Raw genomic sequence first — 21501 nt, 5'->3', positions numbered from 1 at the left:
ACTCTCCTTCGTACGGTCGCCAGCACGTGTACCGTTGGGGCACTTGCCCTACAGTTCGTGGGTCGGCTGCGCAGGAAGAAGAGTCCATAGCTATTTCAGACTACTCAACCACCCCCAACGGAGCAGTCTTCATGTTGGTTTCGTTCGAAGAACCCTTTTGTGACAGGCTTAGGTCATGATTACGGTCCTGGATCTGGCGAAGACATTCCGCGAAGTTGTCGCCGTCGCCGGGGTGTCGTTCACAGCCCCGCCGGGCCGGATCACCGGTTTCCTCGGATCCAACGGCGCCGGAAAGACGACGACGATGCGGATCTTGGCGACCTTGCTCCGGCCGTCCGCAGGTAGCGCAACCGTCGCCGGATACGACGTGGCCGACTCCGCCGAGGACGTCCGGCGTTCGATCGGTCTGTTGACCGAAGAGACCGGCCTGTACGACAAGATGACGCCGCGCGAGCAGTTGCGGTTCTTCGGATCCCTGTACGACTTGCCTGCCGCGCGCGTCGCCCGACGCGTGGATGAGTTGGCGGAAACACTCGGTTTCGAGGAGTTCCTCGACCGGCGCGCGGGAACGCTGTCCAAGGGGAACCGCCAGAAGGTCGCCGTTGCGCGCGCGCTCGTGCACGACCCGCCGGTGCTGCTGCTGGACGAACCGACGTCGGGTCTGGATCTGGTGGCGGCGAGCGCACTCGAGGGCGTACTGACCAGTGAAGCGCTGTCTGCCAAGACTGTGCTGTTGTCCACTCACGTGGCCGAAGAAGCGGCTCGGTTGTGCGCGGGGATTGTGGTTATCGTCCACGGGCGCATCGTCGCCGACGGAACGCCACAAGAAATCGTGCGCGACACGGAATCCCTCGACCTGCGCACCGCGCTCGTGCACTTGATGAACGCCGAACCTCCAATCGGAGCACAGCTTTGATCCGCTGGCATCTGGTCGGGCGCGTATCCGGACGCCACTTCCGCGAGATTCTGCGCGAGCGCAAGACGATCGTCTTCTTGATGATCTCGCCGTTGCTCTTCGTGATTCTGTTCATGATCGTGCGGGATGAGCTGGCCAACCAGATCGCCGACCAGGCAACCGCCGTGCACTCGCTGGGCGTCGAGGGGAGCAAAGGCTCGCCCGAACTCATTGCATTCCTGCGCACCCAGCGCTTCAGCGTGGTGGAAACCGGCGACGTGACGACGAAACTCCGCGATGGCGAATTCCCCGTCGCGCTGCTCATCGATGTTGCATTCGACGACCACATGGCCAAGGAATTGCCGGCGCGCGTGAGCATCATGGTCGGAGAACGCTCGGTGAAGAGCGAGCTGGCGCGCGCGCACCTGGCCTCTGCGCTGAACACATACTCCGAACTAGCCTTGCAACGCCGGCTTCAGCGCGCGGGACTTCCCAAGGATGCCGGCCGTCCCATCGTCGTCAGCAACGTCGACGTCACGACTTCCCGCGAACGAGCGGGATCGATGCTCGGCGCGCTCCTGCCGCTGATCGTAGTGAGCCAAGTTCTCGGCCTTATGACCGGAATCGCCGGTGACATCACGGCGGGCGAGAAAGACCGACGGACCGTAGAGGCGCTACTCGCGACGCCGCTGCGGCGGCGCGAGATCGCCGCGGCCAAGTGGATCGTGACGTTGTCGATGGGGCTTCTGGCCGGCGCATTGACCCTCGGCGGAGCGCTCGGGGCGTTCGCGCTGAGTGGCGCGGGAACGGCCGTCGGATCCGCGATCGAGTTGCCGGCGGGGGGCGCCGCCATGGCGGCCCTCGCGATTGCCTGCGTGGTTGCCGTGATGTCGGCCGTCGAGATCCTCATTGGACTCGCGGCTCGTTCCGCGCAACAAGCGAGCGTATTCATGGCGCCGTTGATCGGACTCGCGATCTTGCCCCTGATCCTGCTTGGGAACACGAGCGGCTCCGCGGTGGCGGCTCCGATTTACGCGATCCCGATCATCGGACCCTTGCTCTTAGCCAGGTTCGGCATGGAAGGAACGGCGGTTGCCGGGGCAGGAACCATCACGACGATCACTTCCCTGATCTACGTGGTGGCAACGCTCGCACTCGCCGACCGCGTGTTCCGCTCGGAGCGCGCGATTCAGCGTGCAGTCGGCTAGCGTGTTGGGGATGAACTACCCCTCGAAATCACTGCTTCGCCGCTCCGGCGCGATCGTTGTCCTCGCGGCCCTCTTGCTCCTGACCCTGACTCCCTTCGCCGTGGCCCAAACCGCTCCTGAAACCACGTCAGCCACGCCGCGCACCACCTACTTCGAGGTGGTGCGACAGTTCAAGAGCGTCACCTGTCCCGGGGAATCCCTGGAGGCCTGCACCAGCGGCCCTTCCGAACAACTCAAGACCATCATCCGCGAACGCGTCGACGCCGGCTGGACCAAGGAAGCGATCGTGAAGTCAGTTGAAGATGAGTTCGGGGACCGGATTCTTTCGGCCACGCCCCGCAAGGGAATCAACTGGTGGCTGTGGATCCTGCCCGTGGTGTTCATCGCCGGCGGTGCCGTTGCCGCCGGACGCCTGATGCGAACGCGCGCAGCCACGGTCGCGGTAACGGACCCGGGGCAACTGCCTGCGGATTTGGCCCCCTACGTCGCCGATATCGAGCGCGCGGTCAAAGAGGACGAGTAGGGAAGCGACGAGCGCATCCGGCTCGTTCGAGTGACTGCCGCTCACCATTGAGCGCGCGCCGGACCCATCCGGCAACACCTTCCGGGTCTTGCTCCAAGTGCCTCGACGTGACGCGAAGCACGTGCCAACCAATAGATTGGATCTCGTTCCCGCGCGCGCGCTCGTCGTCGAACTGGCGCCTGCCGTCGTGGTATCGAAAACCATCCGCTTCGATCGCCACATGCTCGTCGGGATAAGCGAAGTCAAGGCGCGCGACGAACCGGCGGCCATCCCGCACTACATACTGGAGCATCGGGACGGGCAATCCCGCCTTCCTCAGGAGTCTCAGCACCTGCGTCTCCAGCGGGCTTTCGGTCACTCCGACCGTCGCCCGCACATCGACAAGTCGCCGCAGTGCCGGTGCCCCGCGGAGGCGCCTCCGCCGGGGATCGTCCAACCACCGGTCCAGGAACGACACAGAGACGAACCGTCGACGCACGGCGTCGTCGAGAGCCGCCTCCAGGACCTCTTCAGGCACGACCGTAGCCAGGTCCAGCAACGTGCGGGCGGGCTTCGTCACGGGAATCCCGTCGATCCTTCCGATGTCTTCCCCCGGGATCGGATCTTGGGTCCCGTGGATCTCGACATGGTGGGAGCGAATGCGATTGCGGTTCCTCGGCACGGTCACCTCAGGCTTCTCCGGCTTGAATCCCTGCAGGCCTTGAATCCCGGCCGCAGCGCGATGCGAGAGCACCGCGTCCGGACCGAAGTACAGGCATGCGGCGATTGCCCGCTGCCGCCAGGACGTCGGCGTTCCCGCAATCCTGTACACGCTGGGATATAGGCGCTCCCATCGACCGGCCGTCAGTCGCCACTTGATCGCCCCCCGCGTCGCATCGGATTGGATCGCTTGGGCGCGCGTGAACACCCCGTGCTGACGCATGGCGACGCGGGCGACCCGATGATCGAGGCCTCCGTGTATGCCTTTTCGGTCGTGTAGCGCCCCCATCCGCAACATCAATACGCCGGGACACTGGCATGGGCCAGTTATCGGGGGCGCATCGAGGTGATTGCCTGAATCTGCGCGCGGCAGGTGTCACTCCGGAGGGACTCGGTGCGCCCGGGAGGACTCGAACCTCCAACCTTCTGATCCGTAGTCAGACACTCTATCCACTTGAGCTACGGGCGCTCAGGGTCGGTAAGTCTATCAACCCTTTCGCGCACCGTTCTGCCCCTGCCCCGAGGGGCGTACGGCCCTGCAGCCCGGCGCGCGCCACCGGGCTGCAGACGGACGCAGGGTCCCGGTCGGCCTAGGCAAACCACCCTCCGGAATACGGGGCGCGCGCCCGTTGGTTAACAAGGAGACGCACCCCGCGATCTGCCGAATCCACCGGGGACGTGGATTCGGCAACACATCGGCTCTCCCAGGAGGTCCAATGCTCGGAGGAGTTCTCCGCCGGTCACCCGTTCGGTCGGCCCTGACCGTCGCCGTAGCGACCCTGTTGCTGGCCGGAACGGCCTGTACTTCAGCGAGCAAACCGGTGACGCTCAGCGTCACCCTGTCGGAGTTCAAAGTCGCGGCTCCGGCCACCGCGCCCGCGAACCGCCCGCTGCAGTTCAACATAAAGAACGCCGGCAGCGCCGCCCACGTACTGTCCCTGGTTGCCAACGGGAAGACTTACGCGACGCCCGAGATCGGCCCCGGCCTGTCCGGCAAGCTTGCTGTGCCCGCGCTCCCCGCGGGCCGGTACAAGCTCTTCTGCAGCCTCCCCGGCCACCGCGAGGCGGGCATGGAAACGTCGCTGCTAGTGGGATCGGGCGTCGCTGCGGCCGCATCCTCGATGACATCCGACGAGGTAGATGCCGCCCACGAAGCCGGAGTGAATGCCTTCCCCGCCAAGACCGGAGTCATGGGCAACCAGGTCCTGAAACCCCGCATCCAGAACGGCCGCAAGATCTTCGACATCACTCCTAAAGCCGTCCGATGGGAGGTTTCACCCGGCGAGTTCATCGACGGATACGGCTACAACGGCCAGATCCCCGGGCCACAAATCCACGTGAAGACGGGCGACAAGATCCGCGTCGTGCTGCACAACGAACTGCCGGAGTCGACCACGATCCATATGCACGGCATCGAGTTGCCCAACGCGATGGACGGGGTCCCCTATCTCACGCAGCCGCCGGTGAAGCCCGACGAGTCGTTCAATTACGAGTTCACGGTCGCCGATCCCCCGGGAACCTACATGTATCACTCGCATCACAACGCCACGTTCCAAGTCGGACGCGGTCTGTTTGGCGCGATGATCGTCGATGAGCCGAAGAAGACCGTGGACGTCGACGAGACGATCATGATGTCGGACGGGGACTTGGGATTCCTGCTGAACGGCAAGAGCTTCCCCGCCACGTCGCCCATCACATCCAAACTGGGACAGCGTGTCCGTATCCGCCTCATCAACGCCGGCCAGTTGATGCACCCGATGCACCTTCACGGCATCCACTTCAAGGTCGTCGCCAAGGACGGACGGCCGCTGGAGTCTCCATACCTGGCCGACACACAGGCAGTTGCTCCCGGGGAGACCTGGGACGTGGAGTTGACCACTTCTCTAACAGGGAAGTGGGCATTCCACTGTCACATCCTTCCCCACGCCGAATCCGAACACGGGATGCATGGGATGGTCACGGCGCTGATCGTCTCATAGCCCGCCGGAACGACGAAGCCGGGGCCCTGCACCCAGAAGATGCGGGGCCCCGGCTCGTATCCGCGGAGGCGGAGCGATTCGAACGCTCGAGGGGGCTAACCCCCAACGGGATTAGCAATCCCGCGCCATAGACCTGACTAGGCGACGCCTCCCGGTGATGCGGGGGCATTCTACCGGACGCAGCGTGCGGCACCGAGATCGAACAAGCGGTGGGGGGGTCCTGAGCGCCGATCGCTGGTTTGGACGCCTCCGGGCGCGCGGCTAGAATCCCCGCAGACATGGAGACCAGAAAAAGATGAGACTTCGCCTTTTCCCTCAGGAACCAGCCTTCTTCGATCTGTTCAATAAGAGCGCGGAAAACGCGGTCGAAGGAGCCAAGCTCTACCTGGGCATGCTCGACAACTACGACGACCCTCGCACATCCGCCAAGCGCATCCGCGAGCGCGAGCACCGCGGGGACGAACTCACTCACGAGATCATCCGCAACCTGAACACAACGTTCGTCACGCCGCTGGACCGGGAAGACATCCACGCGCTGGCGACCGGCCTGGACGACATCATGGACTTCATCGAGGCCGCGGCGGACATGTTCATCCTCCACGGCATCGAGAAGCCCACAATGCTGGTCCGCGAGCAGGCCCTCATCCTGGTTCGCATCTGCGAGGCGGTTTCGGACGGAGTTCGAAACCTGCGGAAGTTCAAGGACCTCGAACGGTATTGGGTGGAGATCAACTCCATCGAGAACGAAGGCGATCAGGTCTACCGGCGCGCGGTTGCGGAGCTGTTCAAGGGAGACACCGGGGCCATTGAAGTGTTGAAATGGAAAGAGATCTACGAACACACCGAGGCGGCGGTCGACGCAGCTGAGAAGGTTGCCAACATCCTCGAGTCGATCGTCCTGAAGCATGCGTAGCCCGACCATTTCGCACCGCTCATGCTGCTAGCTTCCGTTGTATTCATCATCGCGGTCGCACTCTTCTTCGACTACTCCAACGGGTTCCACGACGCTGCGAACTCGATCGCCACGGTCGTGTCGACGCGCGTGCTCACGCCGCGCATGGCGGTCATCTGGGCGGCCTCGTTCAACTTCATCGCATTCATGGTCTTCGGGACCAAGGTAGCCAACACCGTCGGAAAGACGGTAGATATCGGCCGCTTCCCTGATGTCGTGTCGCCTGCGGTGATCTTCGCGGCGCTACTCGGCGCAATCTTCTGGAACCTGACGACGTGGCGGCTCGGACTTCCGACGTCATCGTCGCACGCGTTGATCGGCGGGTTCGCGGGATCGGCCGTCGCAAAGGCCGGCTTCCACGTGTTGAACGCCGAGACAATCGAAAAGACGGCGTTGTTCATCGTCGTGAGTCCGATCTTCGGGTTTGTTCTCGGTTTCATCATCATGCTGGCGATGCTGTGGATCTTCCGCCGATCGAACCCCGGCAAGGTCGACGGATGGTTCCGCAAGCTGCAGCTCGTATCGGCGGCGGCGTACTCGCTCGGCCACGGTGGAAACGACGCTCAGAAGACGATGGGGATCATCGCCGCTCTCCTGGTCGGCGCCGGCTACATGGATCTTCGTCCGGACGGCAGCTTGCCGGTGGAGTTGTGGATCGTGCTGGCGGCGCACGCGGCGATCGCGCTCGGAACGCTCTCGGGCGGCTGGCGGATCGTCAAGACGCTGGGAAGCAAGATCACCAAGCTCAAGCCCGTCGGCGGATTCTCCGCCGAAACTGCCGCCGCAACATCCCTCTTCTTCGCAACACACCTGGGGATCCCGGTTTCCACAACCCACACGATCACGGGCTCGATCGTCGGAGTAGGTTCGACGCAGCGCCTTTCGGCAGTCCGCTGGGGCGTCGCCGGACGCATCGTGTGGGCATGGATCATCACGATTCCAGCCGCGGGATCCGTCGCATTCCTTAGCTACAAAATCATCTCGCTGTTCTCCTGAGAGATCACCGGCTTGCCCGCTTTCTCGGGCGCTTCCGGCCATGGCGAAACCAGGGCACTCCATAAGACTAGTCCGAATGTCGCGGCCGAATGCCCGCAACGTGAGACGCCTGCCCCATGCCCGCGGCATCTATCACCCCTAACATTGGGAGAGATACTCGACCGATCTCGCCATGGATACGTCACCCGAAATCGATCCAACGAGCCGCGTGTCGCGACTCGTTGAGCGCGCATTCCCGCCGAGCTATCCGGACGGACCTCTCGCGCACCTGTCCTCCCTAGCCGTGTGGCTGCGCCCCGCGTTCTGCTCCCTCGTGATCGCAGTGGCATTGGCGTTTCCCGACGTCTTCCCGCATCGACAAGCATTCCTGGGCGTCATCTTGATCGTCTTGCTCCCATACGCTCTCGCCACCACCGCTCTCGGACGGTACAAACTCACTCCGGTGTACAGGGCGCTGACGCTCGCAGGAGACCTCGGCGTCGTCTTCGCGTTCGACTACTCCGTTCCCGAGACCCACTTCACAACTCTCTTCGCCTACGCGCTGATCGTTACCTACGCGGCATCGAGCACGGGAGCGGGGGTCAGTTCCGCGGTGGCGATCGTGGCAGTAGGCATGGCGGTTGCAACGAACGCGCGCGCCGGAACGTTCAGAGTCGACCCCTATGCGATGTCCTGCTTCGGCGTCGTGCTCGGCACAACTGTCTTGATCGTTCAGGCGTCCACGCGTGAGTTGCGAACACAACTCACCCACCAGGCGCGGGTGCAGGTGTCGACGCTGTCGCACGAGCTGAGGACTTCGCTGACGGCAATCGACGGGTTCACTCGAACTTTGATCGAAAGGTGGAACGACGTCGACTACCCCACGGGCAGGGTCTTCCTCGAGCGCATCACGTCGAACACCTCGGAGATGGAGCAACTCGTCGCGCGCATGCTCGAGTTGTCGCGCATTGAAGAGGGCGCCTGGGCCCCTAAGGGAGCGAATGAACGTCTCCGGCCGGCCGTCGAGACACTCGCGCAGACACTCGCGCCGACACTGACGGATCACTCCCTCACCATCGACATCGACGCGGACCTCAGCGTCCGCGTCGATCCGTTTGCGCTCCGTCGCGTCCTGGGCAATCTATTGACGAACGCGGCCAAGTTCTCTCCCGCGGGAGCGCCAATCGATGTACGGGCGCGCCCGCATGGCGACGACGTCGAGATCACCGTCACCGATCGCGGACCCGGAATCCCGGACTCCGACCGTGAGCGGATCTTCAATCCCTACTACCGCGGGTCCGGCGAGCGCCGCACCGTCGGCACGGGTTTGGGACTCCTGCTCGCACGGCGCTACGTCGAATCCGAGGGTGGCCGTATCCGGGTGGACCCGGGAACAGGCGGCGGATCAGTCTTCACGGTCACATTGCCGACCGCGGAATCGGTCCCCGCCCGTGCAAAGAAGCGCCATGCGTGACGGCCGGCAGGCCCTCTTACCCGTGTCCCAAAACATCCCGGCCGCGACGAAACGAAGGCATTCCATGGGGCTAGTCCTAATGCCCTCGGAAGAAGGCCCTCGGGTCCGAAAGCCGGGAATTGGAGGCGTTTGCCTCATGCCTACGACGCCCGCCTGCCGTACCGTCAGGGGAGTTCGGCCCGTCGGCTCTCGCCATGGACACGCCATTCAAAACAGCTTCAACGAGCCACATCTCGCGGCTCGTTGATCATGCCTTCCCGCCGAGCTATCCGGACGGACCTCTCGCGCATGTCTCCACACTCGCCTTGTGGCTGCGCCCCATGTTCGGCGTTCTCTCGGTTGCGGCGGGCTTGGCGTTTTCGAGCATATTTCCACATCAGGGGACATTCCTGCGCATCGTGGGAATCGTCTTGCTCCCATATGCTCTTGCCACCGCCGCGCTCGGACGGTACAAGCTCGCGCCGACGTACCGGGCACTGACGATCTTGGGAGACCTCGGCGTCGTCTTCGCGATTGACTACTGCGTTCCTGAAACCCACCTCACGGCCCTCTTCGGCTACGCGCTGATCGTCACATACGCAGCATCGAGCACAGGGACGGAAGTCAGCTCAGCGACGGCGATCGGAGCAATCGGCCTGACGTCAATGGCGAACACGCGCGCCGGAGCATCCCACCTCGATCCACAAGCACTCGTCTTCTTCGGCGTTGTGCTCTGCGCGATGGTCTTGCTTGTCAACACATCAACGCGTGAACTGCGCTCGCAACTCACTCACCAGACACGAATGCAGGTGTCGGAACTGTCGCACGAGCTGAGAACTTCGCTGACGGCGATCAACGGATTCGCGCAGACTCTGATTGCGCGGTGGGACGACATCGACGGTCCCGCCGGCAGGTTCTTCCTCGAGCGCATCACGTCGAACACTTCGGAGATGGAGCAACTTGTCGCGCGCATACTTGAGTTGTCGCGCATCGAAGAGGGAGCCTGGGTTCCACAGGCCTCGAACGAGCGTCTCCGGCCGACCGTCGAAGCACTCGTGCAGACACTCGCGCCGGCGCTGGCGGACCACTCCGTCGTCATCGACATCGATGCGAACACCAAGGCCCGCGTCGATGCATTTGCGCTACGTCGCGTCCTGGGGAACCTTTTGACCAACGCGGCCAAGTTCTCTCCGCCGGGAGCTTCCATTGAGGTGCGCGCGCGCCCGCACCCCGATCACGTCGACGTCACCGTCGCAGACCGCGGACCCGGGATTCCAGACTCCGACCGTGAGCGGATCTTTGATCCCTACTACCGCGGGTCCGGCGAACGGCGCACGGCCGGGACGGGTCTGGGGCTCCTGCTCGCCCGGCGCTACGTCGAAGCAGAGGGTGGCCATATCCGGGTGGACCCGGGAACAGGCGGCGGATCAGTCTTCACGGTCACGTTGCCGACCGCGGAGTCCGTCCCCGCCCGGGCGAAGAAGCGCCATGCGTGACGGCCGTCCGACCTAACTCGCGAGAGAATCCAGTGCGGCGCGGATGCGCTCCGACGCCTCGGACGCAACGCTCTTGAGATCGGACTCGCCGGCGAAGGTCGCCATGATGTTTGGATCCAGCGCCTCGATCCGGATTCCGCCGCCGCGCGCGCGCACAACGACCGTGCACGGAAGCAGCAGCCCGATCTGCCGGTCGGCTTCAAGCGCACGGTAGGCCAGAGATGGATTGCAGGCGCCGAGGATGACGTATGGCTCGACTTCTTCGCCAAGCTTCTCCTTCATCGTCGCGCTGATGTCGATCTCGGTGAGGATCCCGAACCCTTGCGCTTTGAGGGCTTCCTTGACCTTCGGGACGGCATCTTCGTAGGACATAGCGGTATCGATCGCGAACGCGTGTTCCATGAACTCTCCTTTGGCGTGTGGCCCACCATCGGTAACGCCGCGCGCGCGCCGGATCTTCCTGCTAGGTCCCGAACTCACCGCGCATTGCCTGGGCCGAGCGCGCGGCCAGCGCCGGCACGACCTTCTCGAGTTGGGCGAACGTCGGATGATCGCCGACGCCGCCGAGGAACCGGCGGAAAGACCCCTCCATGATGATGGCGATCTTCCAGCCGGCGAGCGCCACGTACCACAGCACGTCCTCGACCGGTGCACCCGTGGCCTTCGCGTAGTGGGCCAACAAGTCCGTCCGACGCGGGAACCCCTCAAGGTTCGTCACCGACGTGACCTTGAGCCCAAGCGCCGAATCCCCGGGATCAAGCCAGAAGTAGAGCATCCACCCAAGGTCGGCCAGCGGATCGCCGATCGTTGACATCTCCCAGTCAACAACGCCGATCAGCTTCACCGGTGACTCCGGAGCAAAGATCACGTTGTCGAGCTTGTAGTCGCCGTGAACGATGGTCACTGGGCGCGCCTTCGGCACGTTGGCCCCGAGCCACTCGCCGACCTCGGTGATGTCGGGCTGGTCGCGGAACTTCGCCAGTTCCCAGAGTTGGTACATGCGCCGTAACTGCCGCTGGAGGTATCCGTCGGGTTTGCCGAACCCTTCGAGTCCCGCCGCGCGCCAGTCCACCGCGTGGAGCGCCACGAGCGTCTCTACGAGCTGCTCGCCCATGCGCGCGCGATCCCGCAGTGAAGACAACGGCTCGGGAATCTCGGTACGCACTACATGCCCGTTGAGTTTGCGCATCAGGTAGAACGGCGCGCCTATCACGGCCTTGTCCTCGCAGAGCACGACGGGCTCGGGGACGGGCACCGGCGCACCCGCGCGCGCCAGCGCCGACATAACGCGGAACTCCCGAGTCACGTCGAACGCGGTCGGCGGCAGATCCCCGCGCGGCGGCCGGCGCAGAACGACATCCCACCCATCGCCGCGAACCAGGAACGTCAGACACGACTGGCCCTCACCGAGTCGCTCCAGCGTGAACTCGCCGGGGAACTCCGGCGCGCGCTCGGCAAGGAACGCCGCCAAACCCGCCGGATCGACCAACTCGGCGATGTTGCCCGGCTCGCCGCTCACAGGATCTCTACTTCGCCGCGGCCGCGAAGGCGTCGATGTAGCGCTTCAGTTCCCGGCGCGCGATGACCATCTCGTGCACTTCGTCGGGACCGTCGGCGATGCGCAAGGTGCGCGCGGCGGCCCACATCGAAGCAAGTGGGAAGTCGTTGGAAACGCCGGCGCCGCCGTGGATCTGAATCGCGCGGTCGATCACGCGCAGCGCAACGTTGGGCGCGACGACCTTGATCGCCGAGATCTCAATGCGCGCGCCCTTCTTGCCGACGGTGTCCATCAGCCACGCGGCCTTGAGCGTCAGCAATCGCGCCTGTTCGATCTCCATGCGCGATTCGGCAATCGCCTGCTGCACGACTCCCTGGCGTGCGAGTTCCTTGCCGAAGGCGACGCGAGTGAGCGCGCGCGCGCACATCAAGTCGAACGCTCGCTCAGCCATTCCGATCGCGCGCATGCAGTGATGAATGCGCCCCGGTCCGAGCCGCGCCTGCGCAATGTGGAATCCGTCACCTTCTTCGCCGAGCATGTTCTCCGCGGGAACGCGCACGTCTTCGTAAACGATCTCCGCGTGTCCGTGGCCGGTGTTGAATCCGAATACCGGCGTTGAGCGAACGATCTTCACGCCGGGCGTGTCCAGCGGTACCAGGATCATGCTCTGCTGACGGTAGGTGTCGGCATCAGGATTGGTAATGCCCATCACGATCGAAATCTTGCAGCGGTCGTCGGCCGCGCCGCTCGACCACCACTTGCGGCCGTTGATCACGTAGTGGTCCCCGTCGCGCGCGATGCTGGTGCGAATGTTGCGCGCGTCCGAACTCGCGACGTCGGGCTCGGTCATCGAAAAGCACGACCGGATCTCCCCTTCGAGCAGCGGCTCGAGCCACTGCTTCTGCTGCTCCGGTGTTCCGAACTCGACCAGGATCTCCATGTTCCCGGTGTCGGGCGCGGCGCAGTTGATCGCCTCAGGAGCGATGTGACTGCGACCGGTGATCTCGGCAAGCGGCGCGTACTCAGTGTTGGTGAGTCCGGCGCCCCAACGCTCTTCGGGCAAGAACAAGTTCCAAAGGCCGCGCGCGCGCGCCTCCTTCTTCAGTTCTTCCATGATCGGAGGATGGAAATGCGGATTACCGGACGCCAGAACCTGTTCCATGTAGACGGGCTCGGCCGGATAGACCTTCTCGTCCATGAACGAAAGCAACTTGGCGCGCAACTCTTCGACCTTCGGGGTGAACGCAAAGTCCATCGTGTGCTCCCTCTCCTCAAGCGACGTGCTGGATTGGAACACACGCGGCGCGCGCGCGACAAACGACGCTCAGCCCTCGATCAGAGCGATGTGTACCGAGGTGGGTCCGTGTACGCCCATGGTGATGATCTGCTCGATGTCGCCGGAGCGACTCGGACCGGTGATGAAGACGAGATTCGAGGGAAGGGCGCGCGCGCCCAGAGAGCGCAACACGTCGCCGGGAGTCGCCACCAGACGCTCCGCCGGAAGCACGCACAGATGCACGCGGGGCAGCAGGCTGACCGCGCGCCCTCCGGTTGCCGAGGAGTCCTGCACGACCGACCCGGTAGCCGCGACGCCGAACACCGCGCTCGTAACCCCGAGGTCGGCTTCCAGTGCCGCTTCACGTGAGTAGTCGGAAACCGCGACCCCGAGCTCGGCAAGGATCGCTCCGGCCGCGCGCGCCTCAGGCTCACGAGACACAACCGCCGTCCGCACTTTCTCTTCCTCGATGAACGCGGCGAGGAACTCGGCCGTCAGCGCCGGCATCCGCGTGGGGCGCGCGGCAACGTACTGGGCCGCACCGACGAACGCGGCACGCAGGTCGGTCGGATCCAAAGACGTAAAACGGATCTCGGGGACCGGGCCGCCAAGCGGCGGCAGCGGATGCGCCGGGTTCTCCGGCACTCCACCCGACAACGCCACGCGCAAGCGTCCGAGAAACTCGGCGCGGTTTCCGAACTCAGACATCGCCGCGCTCCCACATCTGATGGAACGTTCGCTGCGGCGGCTCGGGGATCTCCCGGCCGGCCGCCCAGCGCGACACGCCTGGGAGACGCGCCGCCAACTTGGTGAACCGTCGGCCGAACGTGGGCAACGCGGTCGTCGCGCGGAACAACGCGGGACGACTCCAGGCGCGCGCCCACGCATTCCAACCCCGTCGGGTCGAAGCATCCGCATCCGCCGCGTTGCGCCGGCGATGCGCCAGCAACAGGTCTTGAAGCGGAATCCCGACGGGACAGGCATCCATGCACGCACCGCACAACGACGACGCGTTCGGGAGTTCCCGTGTCTGCTCGTCCGGGAACAGCAGCGGCGTAAGGACCGCGCCGACCGGTCCGGCGTACACCGACCCGTAGGCGTGGCCGCCGATCTGCCGGTACACCGGGCACGCACCCAGGCAAGCGCCGCAGCGGATGCAGGCGAGGATCTCATGGAACTCCGTGCCCAGGATCCTCGAACGACCGTTGTCCAAGATCACCAAGTGGAACTCGTCGGGACCGTCGGCCTCGCCCTCGCGCCGCGGCCCGGTGATGATGCTCGTGTACGAAGTCAGCGGTTGCCCGCTCGCCGAACGACCCAACAGAGCAAGCATCAGATCCAGTTGCGCGGTCGTGGCAACCACGCGCTCCATCCCCATGATCGCGACGTGCACACGCGGCAGCGACGTCGCCATGCGGCCGTTGCCCTCGTTGGTGACCAATGCCACCGAACCGGTTTCAGCGACGCCGAAGTTCGCTCCCGAGATCCCCATGTCCGCACGGAGGAACTCCTCGCGGAGTTTGCGGCGCGCGAAAGCCGCGAGCCACTCCGGGTCGGTCTGCATCTCCTCGCCATCGGCGACTTGGCCGAGGATCTCTGCGACTTGGTGACGGTCCAAGTGCAACGCCGGAGCGATGATGTGGCTCGGTGTCTGCCCCGCCAGTTGGATGATCCACTCACCGAGGTCGGTCTCGACGACCTTGCGCCCCGCCGATTCCAGGACCTCATTCAACTTGATTTCTTCAGTCACCATCGACTTGGACTTCACTATCGTTCGTGCGTCGTGGCGTGCAGCGACGGCCTCGACGTACGCCGTCGCTTCCTCCGCGGTCGCCGCCCAACAAACGGTGCCGCCGTTTGCGACGACGTTGTCGGCAAGTTGCTCCAACACTGCCGGCAGGTTCGCGAGGATCTCGGCGCGCACGGCGCGCGCGGCGCGGCGAAGCCCCTGGGCATCTTCCAAGCCGGCAAGCCCGATCGCGCGACCGAGAGTGAATCGATCAGTGGCTCCGCGCAGCGCGACGCGCAGGCGGTCGTCGGCGATCGCGGTGGTGGCGCGCGCGCGCAGCGTCTTGTCGGAAGTCAAAGCACCGCTCATGACGGCAACGCTCCCGCAAGAAACTCCGCGATGTGACGCACCTTGACCCCGCGGCCTTCGCGCATCGCTCGGCTGCGCATGTGCAACAAGCACGACCCGTCGGCTCCGACAACCACGTCGGCGATTCCCTCCAGCGACGCGAGTTTGTCGTCGGCCATCGCCACCGAGATCTCCGGCATCTTCACCGCGAAGGTTCCACCGAAACCGCAGCACCGCTCCGCCGCCGGCCAGTGCACGACGTCGCACCCGTCCACGCGTCTGAGCAACGCCTCGGGCTGAGCCTTCACGCCCAACTCGCGCTGCATGTGGCACGAGTGGTGATACGCGACCTTCACCGGTTCGGCGAGCACGAACGCCGGCAACTCTCGGGTCACAAGGAACTCGGTCAGTTCGAAGGTTCGCGCGGCGAGGTCGCGCGCGCGCGCAGCCGCCGACGAATCCCCGGCCTCCTCGAACATCTGCGGCCAGTACGTCCGCATCATCGTTGCGCAGGATCCCGCCGGAACGACCACCGCGTCGGCACTGGACGCGTCCAACGCATCCAAACTCGCGCGCGCCACCTCCGCCGCTTGCGCCGCAAACCCCGCGTTCCACGCCGGTTGACCGCAACAGGTCTGCGCGCGCGGCACCGTCACGTGACACCCGACCGCGCGCAACAGTCGAACCGACGCGACGCCGACCTCGGGCGCCAGCGCGTCCACCATGCACGTTGCGAACAAAGAGACCTTCACGCGCGATCCACTCCCCACCGACTCCGCTGCATGCTACCCGGGCGGCAACGCAACAAGCGACCGCGGAAGGGATCCGCCCCCGCCCGGCGAACTCAACCGGCACGAGAGCACGTCGGTCACCCAAGGGAGTCGCCCCATGTCTTTCAGACGCCACCCCCGGCAATCAACGTCCCGCCGCCGCGCAATTCCCGCTGCGGCGCTCACGCTTTCATTGGTCGCAACCGGGATTGCCGCGGCCGACTCCGGTGATCCGCTCGTCGTGGCGCGCGCGCGCATCTTCGGAATCGAGAACGTCGATGCGACCGGCAACGTACGCTCAGACCGCGTCATCCTGTCCTGGTTCGGCGTGAGCAACTTCGCGATGGCGATCGGCGGACACGTTGTCCTCCTCGACGCATGGATACCAAAGGGCGAATATTCCGGCTACGTTCCCATCTCGCCGCAAGAGCTGGCGGCGCTAAGCCCTGAAGCAATCTTCGTCGGCCACTCACATTTCGATCACCTCGCCGACGCAGGCTTGATCATCGAGGCCTCCGATCCGGTCATCGTCGGGACGCCGGAACACTGCGCAGCCGCGAGAAGCTTCACCGAGCATCCAGTGCGCTGTGAAGAGATCGCGACGTCCAGCCCCGGAGACATGGCCGAGATCTCGACGCTCGGGCCGGACGTCGACATCACGGTGGTGCGTCACGTTCACTCCGGCGCGAAACCGGCCGACACCACCGACCCGCACGCTCCGCTCCTGCCCCCGACGGATCCAGGTGCAGTCCTCAATCACCCGCCGTCGCCCGCGGACTCGCTCCACACGCTCTCGCACCTGCCGGATCCGGAAGGCGGGTCGCTGTTGTATCAATTCCGCATCGGCAACTTCTCGCTCACCTGGCACGACTCAACCGGCCCGCTGAAAGAGGACGCCCCTGAGGTTTTCAACACGCTGCGCGCGCTCCCCCCGACCGACGTTGAACTCTCGGCGATCATGGGGTTCGACCAGTTCACCAACGGCCTGCGCGACCCGCGCATGTATACCGAAGCGCTTGAGCCCAAGCTGCTGGTTCCCGAGCACCACGACAACTGGGCGCCGCCGGTTACCTCGCGAGGCGAGAACTACAGGCCGGCCCTCGAGGCCGAACTTGCCAAGATCCCTGCCGATAGTCGACCCGCACTTCGGTTCATCTCTGACCCACAGGACTACGTGCGCCCCGAGGTGCTGACGTTCGAAGTCGGAAACGCAGCCTGGGACTGACGCTGTGCGGCGCGCTTACGCCGCGTGCCGCACAGCCCCGCGACGACCGGCGCGGCGTTTCAACACCTGCGGCGGCGTGAACCCGAAGTACAGCAGCGGTGCAGATGCGAACACGAAGGCTTGGTTGAGCAGAATGATCCAGAGAATCACGCTGCTGCTCGGCCGACCGATCAGCACGCGCGGCACGATCCCAGACGCGACGAACAGCACCAGGAATCCCGCCGACGTTGTCAGCATCCGGGCGCGCGCCGGCTGCGAAACGCGTACAGCATAAACGCCGAACGAAACCGCGAGAACCCCGAAACCGATCGCCAGGTAGATGTACAGCGCCTTGACGAAGAAAACGAAATCCATCGGGTTGTTGACGTCCACCGAAGTGATCTGGCCGTTCACCAATGCGATGTCGGGTCGCTCAATCGCCGACAACGCAGCCATCACTACCGTTCCGGCGACGGCCAAGGCGCGCGCCCACGCCGGGAAGCGAATGAAGTCCGAGAGGAACAGCAAGAACGCATAGAGTCCAAGGACCACCAAGACCGGCGTGATGATCCGCGCGGCTTGGGGAGGAAAGAGCCGCGCGGCACTGGATGGGTAAACACGAGCCACGATCACCCCGGCAAGAATCGCGGCCCCAAACAAGGCCATTGCCCAAGCGAGGTGCGCCTCGGCGCGCTCACGCTGCCGCCGCCACAAAGAAAAGGTCGTCAACGCGAGCCCAATAAAAGCCGCCGCCGACAACCACTGGAAGACTTCCCGTCCGGTTTCCATGCTTGCGAGCCTAGGTCGATCGGTTCGTGCGGTCTATAGCCCGTTCGGGGCAAATGCCTGCGCAGTCCCACCGCTCGACGGCACAGGGATCAGCCCCCTCGAAGACGGCCTGCGAGGTCCGGCACGGGGAAGGCCACAAAGGCTTTTCCGATCTTGCGCTGCAAGAGAAGCTCTCTCTTCGCGAGGTCCATCAGGTAAAGCGCGGTCTCGTAGACGACGTTGTGGCTTCTCCGTGCGACCCCAGCCAACCGGCGACACCAGGAAGGGGGGCGACTCCTAATCATCTACCAACTGTTGCGGAACTCGTAGGTGCGCGGCAACGCCCACACGTCGGGCCAAGCCCTCACGGCATCAGTCCCCGACTGGATTGCCCATGGGAATCCGCGCGGCCCGGACAAGGAAACGGCACGCCTCTGCCGAACGGAGTCCGGGGGACTGAGGACTATGCTGGCCAGGCGGGCCGCCAAAGCCCGGGGAGTCAAAGCGATGGATGGAATGATCTTGCTGGTCGCAGAGGGTTCCTCGCCCAGATGCAGCAGGCTGCACGCTCGGTCGGGACCAACCGACGGACTTTTTCAGGTCCGCAGAAACAGAAGTTAGCCCGCTTCGTCGGGCAGAAGGTGAAGCCAGAATGAACATCTTTATGATTTGTCCTGTGAGAAACGCATCTCAGGAAACTGTGGACGGAATCCTGGCAGAGGTCGCATCGTTGGAACTGGCTGGACACTCGGTCTATTATCCGGCCAGAGACACCCCGCAAGATGACCCGACAGGGCTTGAGATTTGCAAGACAAATCGGCGGGCGATCGAACTAGCCGACGAAGTTCACATCATCTGGGACGGCGAAAGCATGGGGTCGATCTTTGACCTGGGCGTTGCGTTCGCTCTCAGGAAGAAGATTGTCCCTGTCGTCGGACGTTTCCCCGCCATGAGCCGCGCTAAGTCGTTTCAGAACATGGCGTATACGTGGCAGGAGTATGGCGCGGGCTAACTAATCGCTGCACCTGACGCGGCAGCGCCGCGCAGGTGGGCTCAACCGTTGGGCGACGAGGACGGGGAGAACATGGCGATCGCGGTTTCCGCGTGGTTCGACATGCAAACGGAATCCAGGGTCCGTGACATCTGGTGGACGCTCGCTGAGGCGGGGCTCGCACGGACCCTGCACGACGGCCCTTACCGCCCACACGTAACGTTGGCGGTCTATGACGCCATCGACCGCCGGGAGTTCACGGCCACGCTTCGTGCGCGGCTCTCCGCCCTGGAGCCATTCCCGGTCGTGTTCTCGGGACTCGGCGCTTTCTTGAACAAACCCCCCACCCTCTTCTTGGGCGTGACCCAGTCCAAGCGCCTCCGTCAGATTCACCTCGGCGTCCATGAGTTGCTCGCCGCTGTCGGTAGCGGGCCAGTTGCCTACCATCTGCCGGATTCGTGGAATCCGCACTGCAGCCTTGCCCTCGAACTGCCCGGCGCTGCGTTTCCCCGGGCCGTCGAGTTGCTCAGTACACTCGCCCTTCCGTTCGACGGGATGGTGGACCGCGTTGGGATCATCGATACGCCGGCTGAGGTTGAACTTGAGGTCCTGCCGCTGGGAGCCGCGCAGTCACCTCCTAACACCGCGATCAGCCGCCGGCCCACCTCGCAAGCCGCGGCTGATCGCGAGCGTCAGACGAACGAGGCGTGATGACGAAGAAAGACGATGGCCTACTGGATCTGTTAGCGGAGTTCCCTCGGTGGGTCAGCGCCCTCATTGCGGGAACCGCCTACGTGCTCCTTCGATTCATCCTTCCGACCACGGGTTCAGACAATGCGCCGGTCCGGACCTGACTCCAGGTTGCTCCCCAGGTAGCTCTGCCCGTCGCGCTGATCTTCCTGCTGCCGGCGGCCGCGTCACAGTCAACGGCGTGGCGCCGGCGACGGTTGCTGGTGCGCGAAGTAGCGTCGCGCGCGCCAGGCCGCGACCCCGGCAGCCGACGACTCCGAAACTTCGGCTGGATAAGTCCCTTCACCCGGCCGGCGCGCGCGATCAGATCAAAGGCGACGGCGTCTGGTCGGGAGTGCTCTCCGTCGGGGAAGGAGACGGCGACGGCTCGGGAGCGGTGGGCGTTGGTGAGGGCGTCGGCGACGAGCCGGTTGGGGAAGGGGAAGGGCTTGGGGCCGGGCGGACTTCGAAGGCCGACCAGCCGGTTTGCTCGCTGCCACCCGGCGAACCGCAGCGACCGATCGCATGCACGTTCATGACCCACCGGCCCTCGGCGGGCACCTTCCACCGGAGCTTCTTCACCACCCGGCCGCCCGTCCTGGTGAGGCCCGGGGGTGGACGGTCGGATTGGCACTGGATGATGGTGGGATCCGGATCGCGCTTGACGCTCATCGTGATGGCGCAGCAATAAGGGTCATCCCGGTCCGCGGCTTCGACCGAGATGGTCACGATCTGCCCGATGACCGGCTCGGGATCGTCGATGCTAAACGTGGTCGCGATGAAGCGGTTGCCGTCGATTCCGGTACCGGGCGGCAAGTACATGTGAGCGCACGGGTTGTCCGTGCCGTCGATACAACCGGGAGCGTCGTGAATCCACGAGGACGGCCATGTTTGGTCGGTCTCTCCGGGACCACCCCGCCGATCCCGGGACGGAGGTCGACTCGGGCGCGAGGATGACGTCGGGCGCGCTTCGGGGGCTTGGGATTCGCCCGTGCTCCCGAGCGGGCCGGCCGGCCGGCCGGATTCCGGGGAGCGCACGAACCCCCAACCACCCATCGCACCGGCAGCAAGCACAGCGGCCCACAACAGCGCCGTCACGCGACGGGTCGAGAACACGCTGCGGGCGCGGGCCACAAGCTGTCCGAGATGTTGGCCTCTGGTCATTGAATCCCCCAGAAAATGATCGGCACATGGATCCAACGCCTAAAGGCCGCAAATGCTGCGAGGTGGACCCGGCGGGTTAGAAACAACTCACCAGCGGAGGGCGAGGGACTCGAACCCCCATAGCGCCTCTCAGCGCGTCAGCGGTTTTCAAGACCGCCCGGTTGCCAGTTACCGTAGCCCTCCAGAAGCCCCAGCCTACCGGACCGAAACGCTTGGCCGACTGGTGCGTTGATACAAGCGTGAGGCGAAACGGCCGCGGGTCTGCCGCGCGCGCGCTGCTCGGTGCCGCGTGCGTGGTTCTGCTCGTCACTCCGGCTCAGGCCGCGCGCGCGCCGTCGCTTCGGTTAGGCAAGGCGGATTGCCCTCTGATCGCGGTCCCGACCGCAGGCAAGTTGCCGGTCGGCACGGGCACCTGCCCCGGCGTCCGGCCCGGCGCTTTGGTGGAGACCCCAATCGGGTACTGCACCCTGAACTTCGTCTTCCGCGACAGCGACAACCGCGTCTACGTCGGCACCGCCGGACACTGCGTCCTCGGCAAGGGTCCGATCCAGCAAGACGCAGGCGAGTCGGTTTGGAAGACCGGTGGTCCATGGGCAAAGGACTCCACCGGCCGGGTGATCGGCAGTTTCGTCTACGCGGTTCTGCAAAGCCCCAAAGACTTCGCGCTGATCCGGCTGAACACCGGAATCACCGCAAACCCGCAGATGTGCTTCTTCGGAGGCCCGACGGGAATCAACACATCCACCAAAGGACCGGCGCTCATGCGTCACTTCGGCAACGGTCTGGGCATCGGCGACGTGCTGCCGGCGCGCACCGCGGTGGCGCCTTCGATGTCGTCGGTCGA

At 64.7% G+C, this 21501-nt stretch carries 22 protein-coding genes and 3 tRNA genes; 12 read left to right on the top strand and 13 right to left on the bottom strand.

Annotation, left to right across the window (positions count from 1 at the left end):
- The first annotated feature begins 175 nt into the window (after positions 1-175).
- From WDA27_12775 to WDA27_12765, 3 genes are read left to right on the top strand one after another with little or no spacing between them, the layout of a single operon-like run.
- Complete coding sequence (locus WDA27_12775; GenBank protein ID MFA5891803.1) at positions 176-916, top strand: ATP-binding cassette domain-containing protein; 741 nt, start codon at positions 176-178, stop codon at positions 914-916.
- Positions 913-2103, top strand: a complete 1191-nt coding sequence (locus tag WDA27_12770) for an ABC transporter permease subunit (GenBank protein MFA5891802.1) — start codon at positions 913-915, stop codon at positions 2101-2103. The genes WDA27_12775 and WDA27_12770 overlap by 4 nt, the downstream gene beginning before the upstream one ends.
- Before the next feature lie 10 nt (positions 2104-2113).
- Complete coding sequence (locus WDA27_12765; protein ID MFA5891801.1) at positions 2114-2626, top strand: cytochrome c-type biogenesis protein CcmH; 513 nt, start codon at positions 2114-2116, stop codon at positions 2624-2626.
- Here the strand turns inward: WDA27_12765 and WDA27_12760 are convergent.
- On the bottom strand, positions 2610-3614 hold the full coding sequence (locus WDA27_12760; protein MFA5891800.1) for a type IV toxin-antitoxin system AbiEi family antitoxin domain-containing protein: 1005 nt from the start codon (positions 3612-3614) through the stop codon (positions 2610-2612). The two genes, WDA27_12765 and WDA27_12760, sit on opposite strands and share 17 nt — an antisense overlap.
- A 106-nt stretch (positions 3615-3720) precedes the next feature.
- A tRNA-Arg gene (locus WDA27_12755) sits at positions 3721-3794 on the bottom strand.
- A gap of 247 nt (positions 3795-4041) precedes the next feature.
- Between WDA27_12755 and WDA27_12750 the strand changes: the two genes are divergently transcribed.
- Entirely contained in the window at positions 4042-5304 is a 1263-nt protein-coding gene (locus tag WDA27_12750) for a multicopper oxidase domain-containing protein (protein MFA5891799.1), read from the top strand.
- A 63-nt stretch (positions 5305-5367) separates the two neighbouring features.
- On the opposite strand, the gene WDA27_12745 is transcribed toward WDA27_12750, so the two are convergent.
- Positions 5368-5456: transfer RNA gene (locus WDA27_12745), tRNA-Ser, on the bottom strand.
- A gap of 143 nt (positions 5457-5599) precedes the next feature.
- Between WDA27_12745 and WDA27_12740 the strand changes: the two genes are divergently transcribed.
- The 4 genes from WDA27_12740 (at position 5600) to WDA27_12725 (ending at position 10180) form a co-directional block, all read left to right on the top strand.
- Positions 5600-6217: a DUF47 family protein gene (locus WDA27_12740; GenBank protein ID MFA5891798.1), complete on the top strand. Its 618-nt coding sequence runs from the start codon at positions 5600-5602 to the stop codon at positions 6215-6217.
- Between the two features lie 21 nt (positions 6218-6238).
- Entirely contained in the window at positions 6239-7252 is a 1014-nt protein-coding gene (locus tag WDA27_12735) for an inorganic phosphate transporter (GenBank protein ID MFA5891797.1), read from the top strand.
- Positions 7253-7424: 172 nt separating this feature from the next.
- On the top strand, positions 7425-8705 hold the full coding sequence (locus tag WDA27_12730; GenBank protein MFA5891796.1) for a HAMP domain-containing sensor histidine kinase: 1281 nt from the start codon (positions 7425-7427) through the stop codon (positions 8703-8705).
- A gap of 194 nt (positions 8706-8899) precedes the next feature.
- On the top strand, positions 8900-10180 hold the full coding sequence (locus WDA27_12725; protein ID MFA5891795.1) for a HAMP domain-containing sensor histidine kinase: 1281 nt from the start codon (positions 8900-8902) through the stop codon (positions 10178-10180).
- 12 nt (positions 10181-10192) lie between these two features.
- Here the strand turns inward: WDA27_12725 and WDA27_12720 are convergent, their stop codons facing one another.
- The 6 genes from WDA27_12720 to WDA27_12695 all read right to left on the bottom strand — a co-directional run bounded on the left by WDA27_12720 (position 10193) and on the right by WDA27_12695 (position 15783).
- Entirely contained in the window at positions 10193-10582 is a 390-nt protein-coding gene (locus WDA27_12720) for a DUF302 domain-containing protein (protein ID MFA5891794.1), read from the bottom strand.
- 61 nt (positions 10583-10643) lie between these two features.
- Complete coding sequence (locus WDA27_12715; protein ID MFA5891793.1) at positions 10644-11699, bottom strand: phosphotransferase family protein; 1056 nt, start codon at positions 11697-11699, stop codon at positions 10644-10646.
- 7 nt (positions 11700-11706) lie between these two features.
- Positions 11707-12933 (bottom strand): acyl-CoA dehydrogenase family protein, encoded by a 1227-nt coding sequence (locus WDA27_12710; GenBank protein ID MFA5891792.1) that lies wholly within the window; start codon positions 12931-12933, stop codon positions 11707-11709.
- 69 nt (positions 12934-13002) lie between these two features.
- Positions 13003-13662: an LUD domain-containing protein gene (locus WDA27_12705; protein ID MFA5891791.1), complete on the bottom strand. Its 660-nt coding sequence runs from the start codon at positions 13660-13662 to the stop codon at positions 13003-13005.
- Positions 13655-15052: a LutB/LldF family L-lactate oxidation iron-sulfur protein gene (locus WDA27_12700; protein ID MFA5891790.1), complete on the bottom strand. Its 1398-nt coding sequence runs from the start codon at positions 15050-15052 to the stop codon at positions 13655-13657. The genes WDA27_12705 and WDA27_12700 overlap by 8 nt, the downstream gene beginning before the upstream one ends.
- Positions 15049-15783: a (Fe-S)-binding protein gene (locus WDA27_12695; protein ID MFA5891789.1), complete on the bottom strand. Its 735-nt coding sequence runs from the start codon at positions 15781-15783 to the stop codon at positions 15049-15051. The genes WDA27_12700 and WDA27_12695 overlap by 4 nt, the downstream gene beginning before the upstream one ends.
- Positions 15784-15919: 136 nt before the next feature.
- Here WDA27_12695 and WDA27_12690 point away from each other — a divergent pair, with 136 nt between their 5' ends.
- On the top strand, positions 15920-17026 hold the full coding sequence (locus tag WDA27_12690; protein MFA5891788.1) for an MBL fold metallo-hydrolase: 1107 nt from the start codon (positions 15920-15922) through the stop codon (positions 17024-17026).
- Between the two features lie 15 nt (positions 17027-17041).
- On the opposite strand, the gene WDA27_12685 is transcribed toward WDA27_12690, so the two are convergent.
- Both WDA27_12685 and WDA27_12680 read right to left on the bottom strand, forming a co-directional pair.
- A complete protein-coding gene (locus WDA27_12685) occupies positions 17042-17794 on the bottom strand; it encodes a hypothetical protein (protein ID MFA5891787.1) in 753 nt (250 codons plus the stop codon).
- An 89-nt stretch (positions 17795-17883) separates the two neighbouring features.
- A complete protein-coding gene (locus WDA27_12680) occupies positions 17884-18078 on the bottom strand; it encodes a hypothetical protein (protein ID MFA5891786.1) in 195 nt (64 codons plus the stop codon).
- Positions 18079-18449: 371 nt separating this feature from the next.
- Here WDA27_12680 and WDA27_12675 point away from each other — a divergent pair, with 371 nt between their 5' ends.
- Both WDA27_12675 and WDA27_12670 read left to right on the top strand, forming a co-directional pair.
- Positions 18450-18785, top strand: coding sequence for a hypothetical protein (locus WDA27_12675; protein ID MFA5891785.1), 336 nt, complete (start codon positions 18450-18452; stop codon positions 18783-18785).
- A gap of 48 nt (positions 18786-18833) precedes the next feature.
- Positions 18834-19475 carry a 2'-5' RNA ligase family protein gene (locus WDA27_12670; GenBank protein ID MFA5891784.1) on the top strand — a complete coding sequence of 214 codons (642 nt, stop codon included), beginning with the start codon at positions 18834-18836 and terminating at the stop codon, positions 19473-19475.
- A gap of 342 nt (positions 19476-19817) precedes the next feature.
- On the opposite strand, the gene WDA27_12665 is transcribed toward WDA27_12670, so the two are convergent.
- Both WDA27_12665 and WDA27_12660 read right to left on the bottom strand, forming a co-directional pair.
- Positions 19818-20657 (bottom strand): hypothetical protein, encoded by an 840-nt coding sequence (locus WDA27_12665; protein ID MFA5891783.1) that lies wholly within the window; start codon positions 20655-20657, stop codon positions 19818-19820.
- A 94-nt stretch (positions 20658-20751) separates the two neighbouring features.
- Positions 20752-20840, bottom strand: a tRNA-Ser gene (locus WDA27_12660).
- Positions 20841-20896: 56 nt separating this feature from the next.
- Between WDA27_12660 and WDA27_12655 the strand changes: the two genes are divergently transcribed.
- Positions 20897-21501 (top strand): hypothetical protein (locus WDA27_12655; GenBank protein ID MFA5891782.1); only part of this gene is annotated, 605 nt, incomplete at its 3' end.

The sequence above is a fragment of the Actinomycetota bacterium genome (assembly GCA_041658565.1).
Taxonomy (GTDB): Bacteria; Actinomycetota; AC-67; order AC-67; family AC-67; genus JBAZZY01.
Note: the sequence above shows the minus strand (reverse complement) of the source record. Positions and strands in the feature narration are given on the sequence as shown.

Excerpts from the sequence above, each read along its gene's own strand:
- WDA27_12775 (MFA5891803.1), top strand. The coding sequence starts at position 176 with ATGATTACGGTCCTGGATCTGGCGAAGACATTCCGCGAAGTTGTCGCC.
- WDA27_12765 (MFA5891801.1), top strand. The coding sequence starts at position 2,114 with ATGAACTACCCCTCGAAATCACTGCTTCGCCGCTCCGGCGCGATCGTT.
- WDA27_12760 (MFA5891800.1), bottom strand. The coding sequence starts at position 3,614 with ATGGGGGCGCTACACGACCGAAAAGGCATACACGGAGGCCTCGATCAT.
- WDA27_12750 (MFA5891799.1), top strand. The coding sequence starts at position 4,042 with ATGCTCGGAGGAGTTCTCCGCCGGTCACCCGTTCGGTCGGCCCTGACC.
- WDA27_12740 (MFA5891798.1), top strand. The coding sequence starts at position 5,600 with ATGAGACTTCGCCTTTTCCCTCAGGAACCAGCCTTCTTCGATCTGTTC.
- WDA27_12735 (MFA5891797.1), top strand. The coding sequence starts at position 6,239 with ATGCTGCTAGCTTCCGTTGTATTCATCATCGCGGTCGCACTCTTCTTC.
- WDA27_12730 (MFA5891796.1), top strand. The coding sequence starts at position 7,425 with ATGGATACGTCACCCGAAATCGATCCAACGAGCCGCGTGTCGCGACTC.
- WDA27_12725 (MFA5891795.1), top strand. The coding sequence starts at position 8,900 with ATGGACACGCCATTCAAAACAGCTTCAACGAGCCACATCTCGCGGCTC.
- WDA27_12720 (MFA5891794.1), bottom strand. The coding sequence starts at position 10,582 with ATGGAACACGCGTTCGCGATCGATACCGCTATGTCCTACGAAGATGCC.
- WDA27_12710 (MFA5891792.1), bottom strand. The coding sequence starts at position 12,933 with ATGGACTTTGCGTTCACCCCGAAGGTCGAAGAGTTGCGCGCCAAGTTG.
- WDA27_12705 (MFA5891791.1), bottom strand. The coding sequence starts at position 13,662 with ATGTCTGAGTTCGGAAACCGCGCCGAGTTTCTCGGACGCTTGCGCGTG.
- WDA27_12700 (MFA5891790.1), bottom strand. The coding sequence starts at position 15,052 with ATGAGCGGTGCTTTGACTTCCGACAAGACGCTGCGCGCGCGCGCCACC.
- WDA27_12690 (MFA5891788.1), top strand. The coding sequence starts at position 15,920 with ATGTCTTTCAGACGCCACCCCCGGCAATCAACGTCCCGCCGCCGCGCA.
- WDA27_12685 (MFA5891787.1), bottom strand. The coding sequence starts at position 17,794 with ATGGAAACCGGACGGGAAGTCTTCCAGTGGTTGTCGGCGGCGGCTTTT.
- WDA27_12680 (MFA5891786.1), bottom strand. The coding sequence starts at position 18,078 with ATGATTAGGAGTCGCCCCCCTTCCTGGTGTCGCCGGTTGGCTGGGGTC.
- WDA27_12665 (MFA5891783.1), bottom strand. The coding sequence starts at position 20,657 with ATGACCAGAGGCCAACATCTCGGACAGCTTGTGGCCCGCGCCCGCAGC.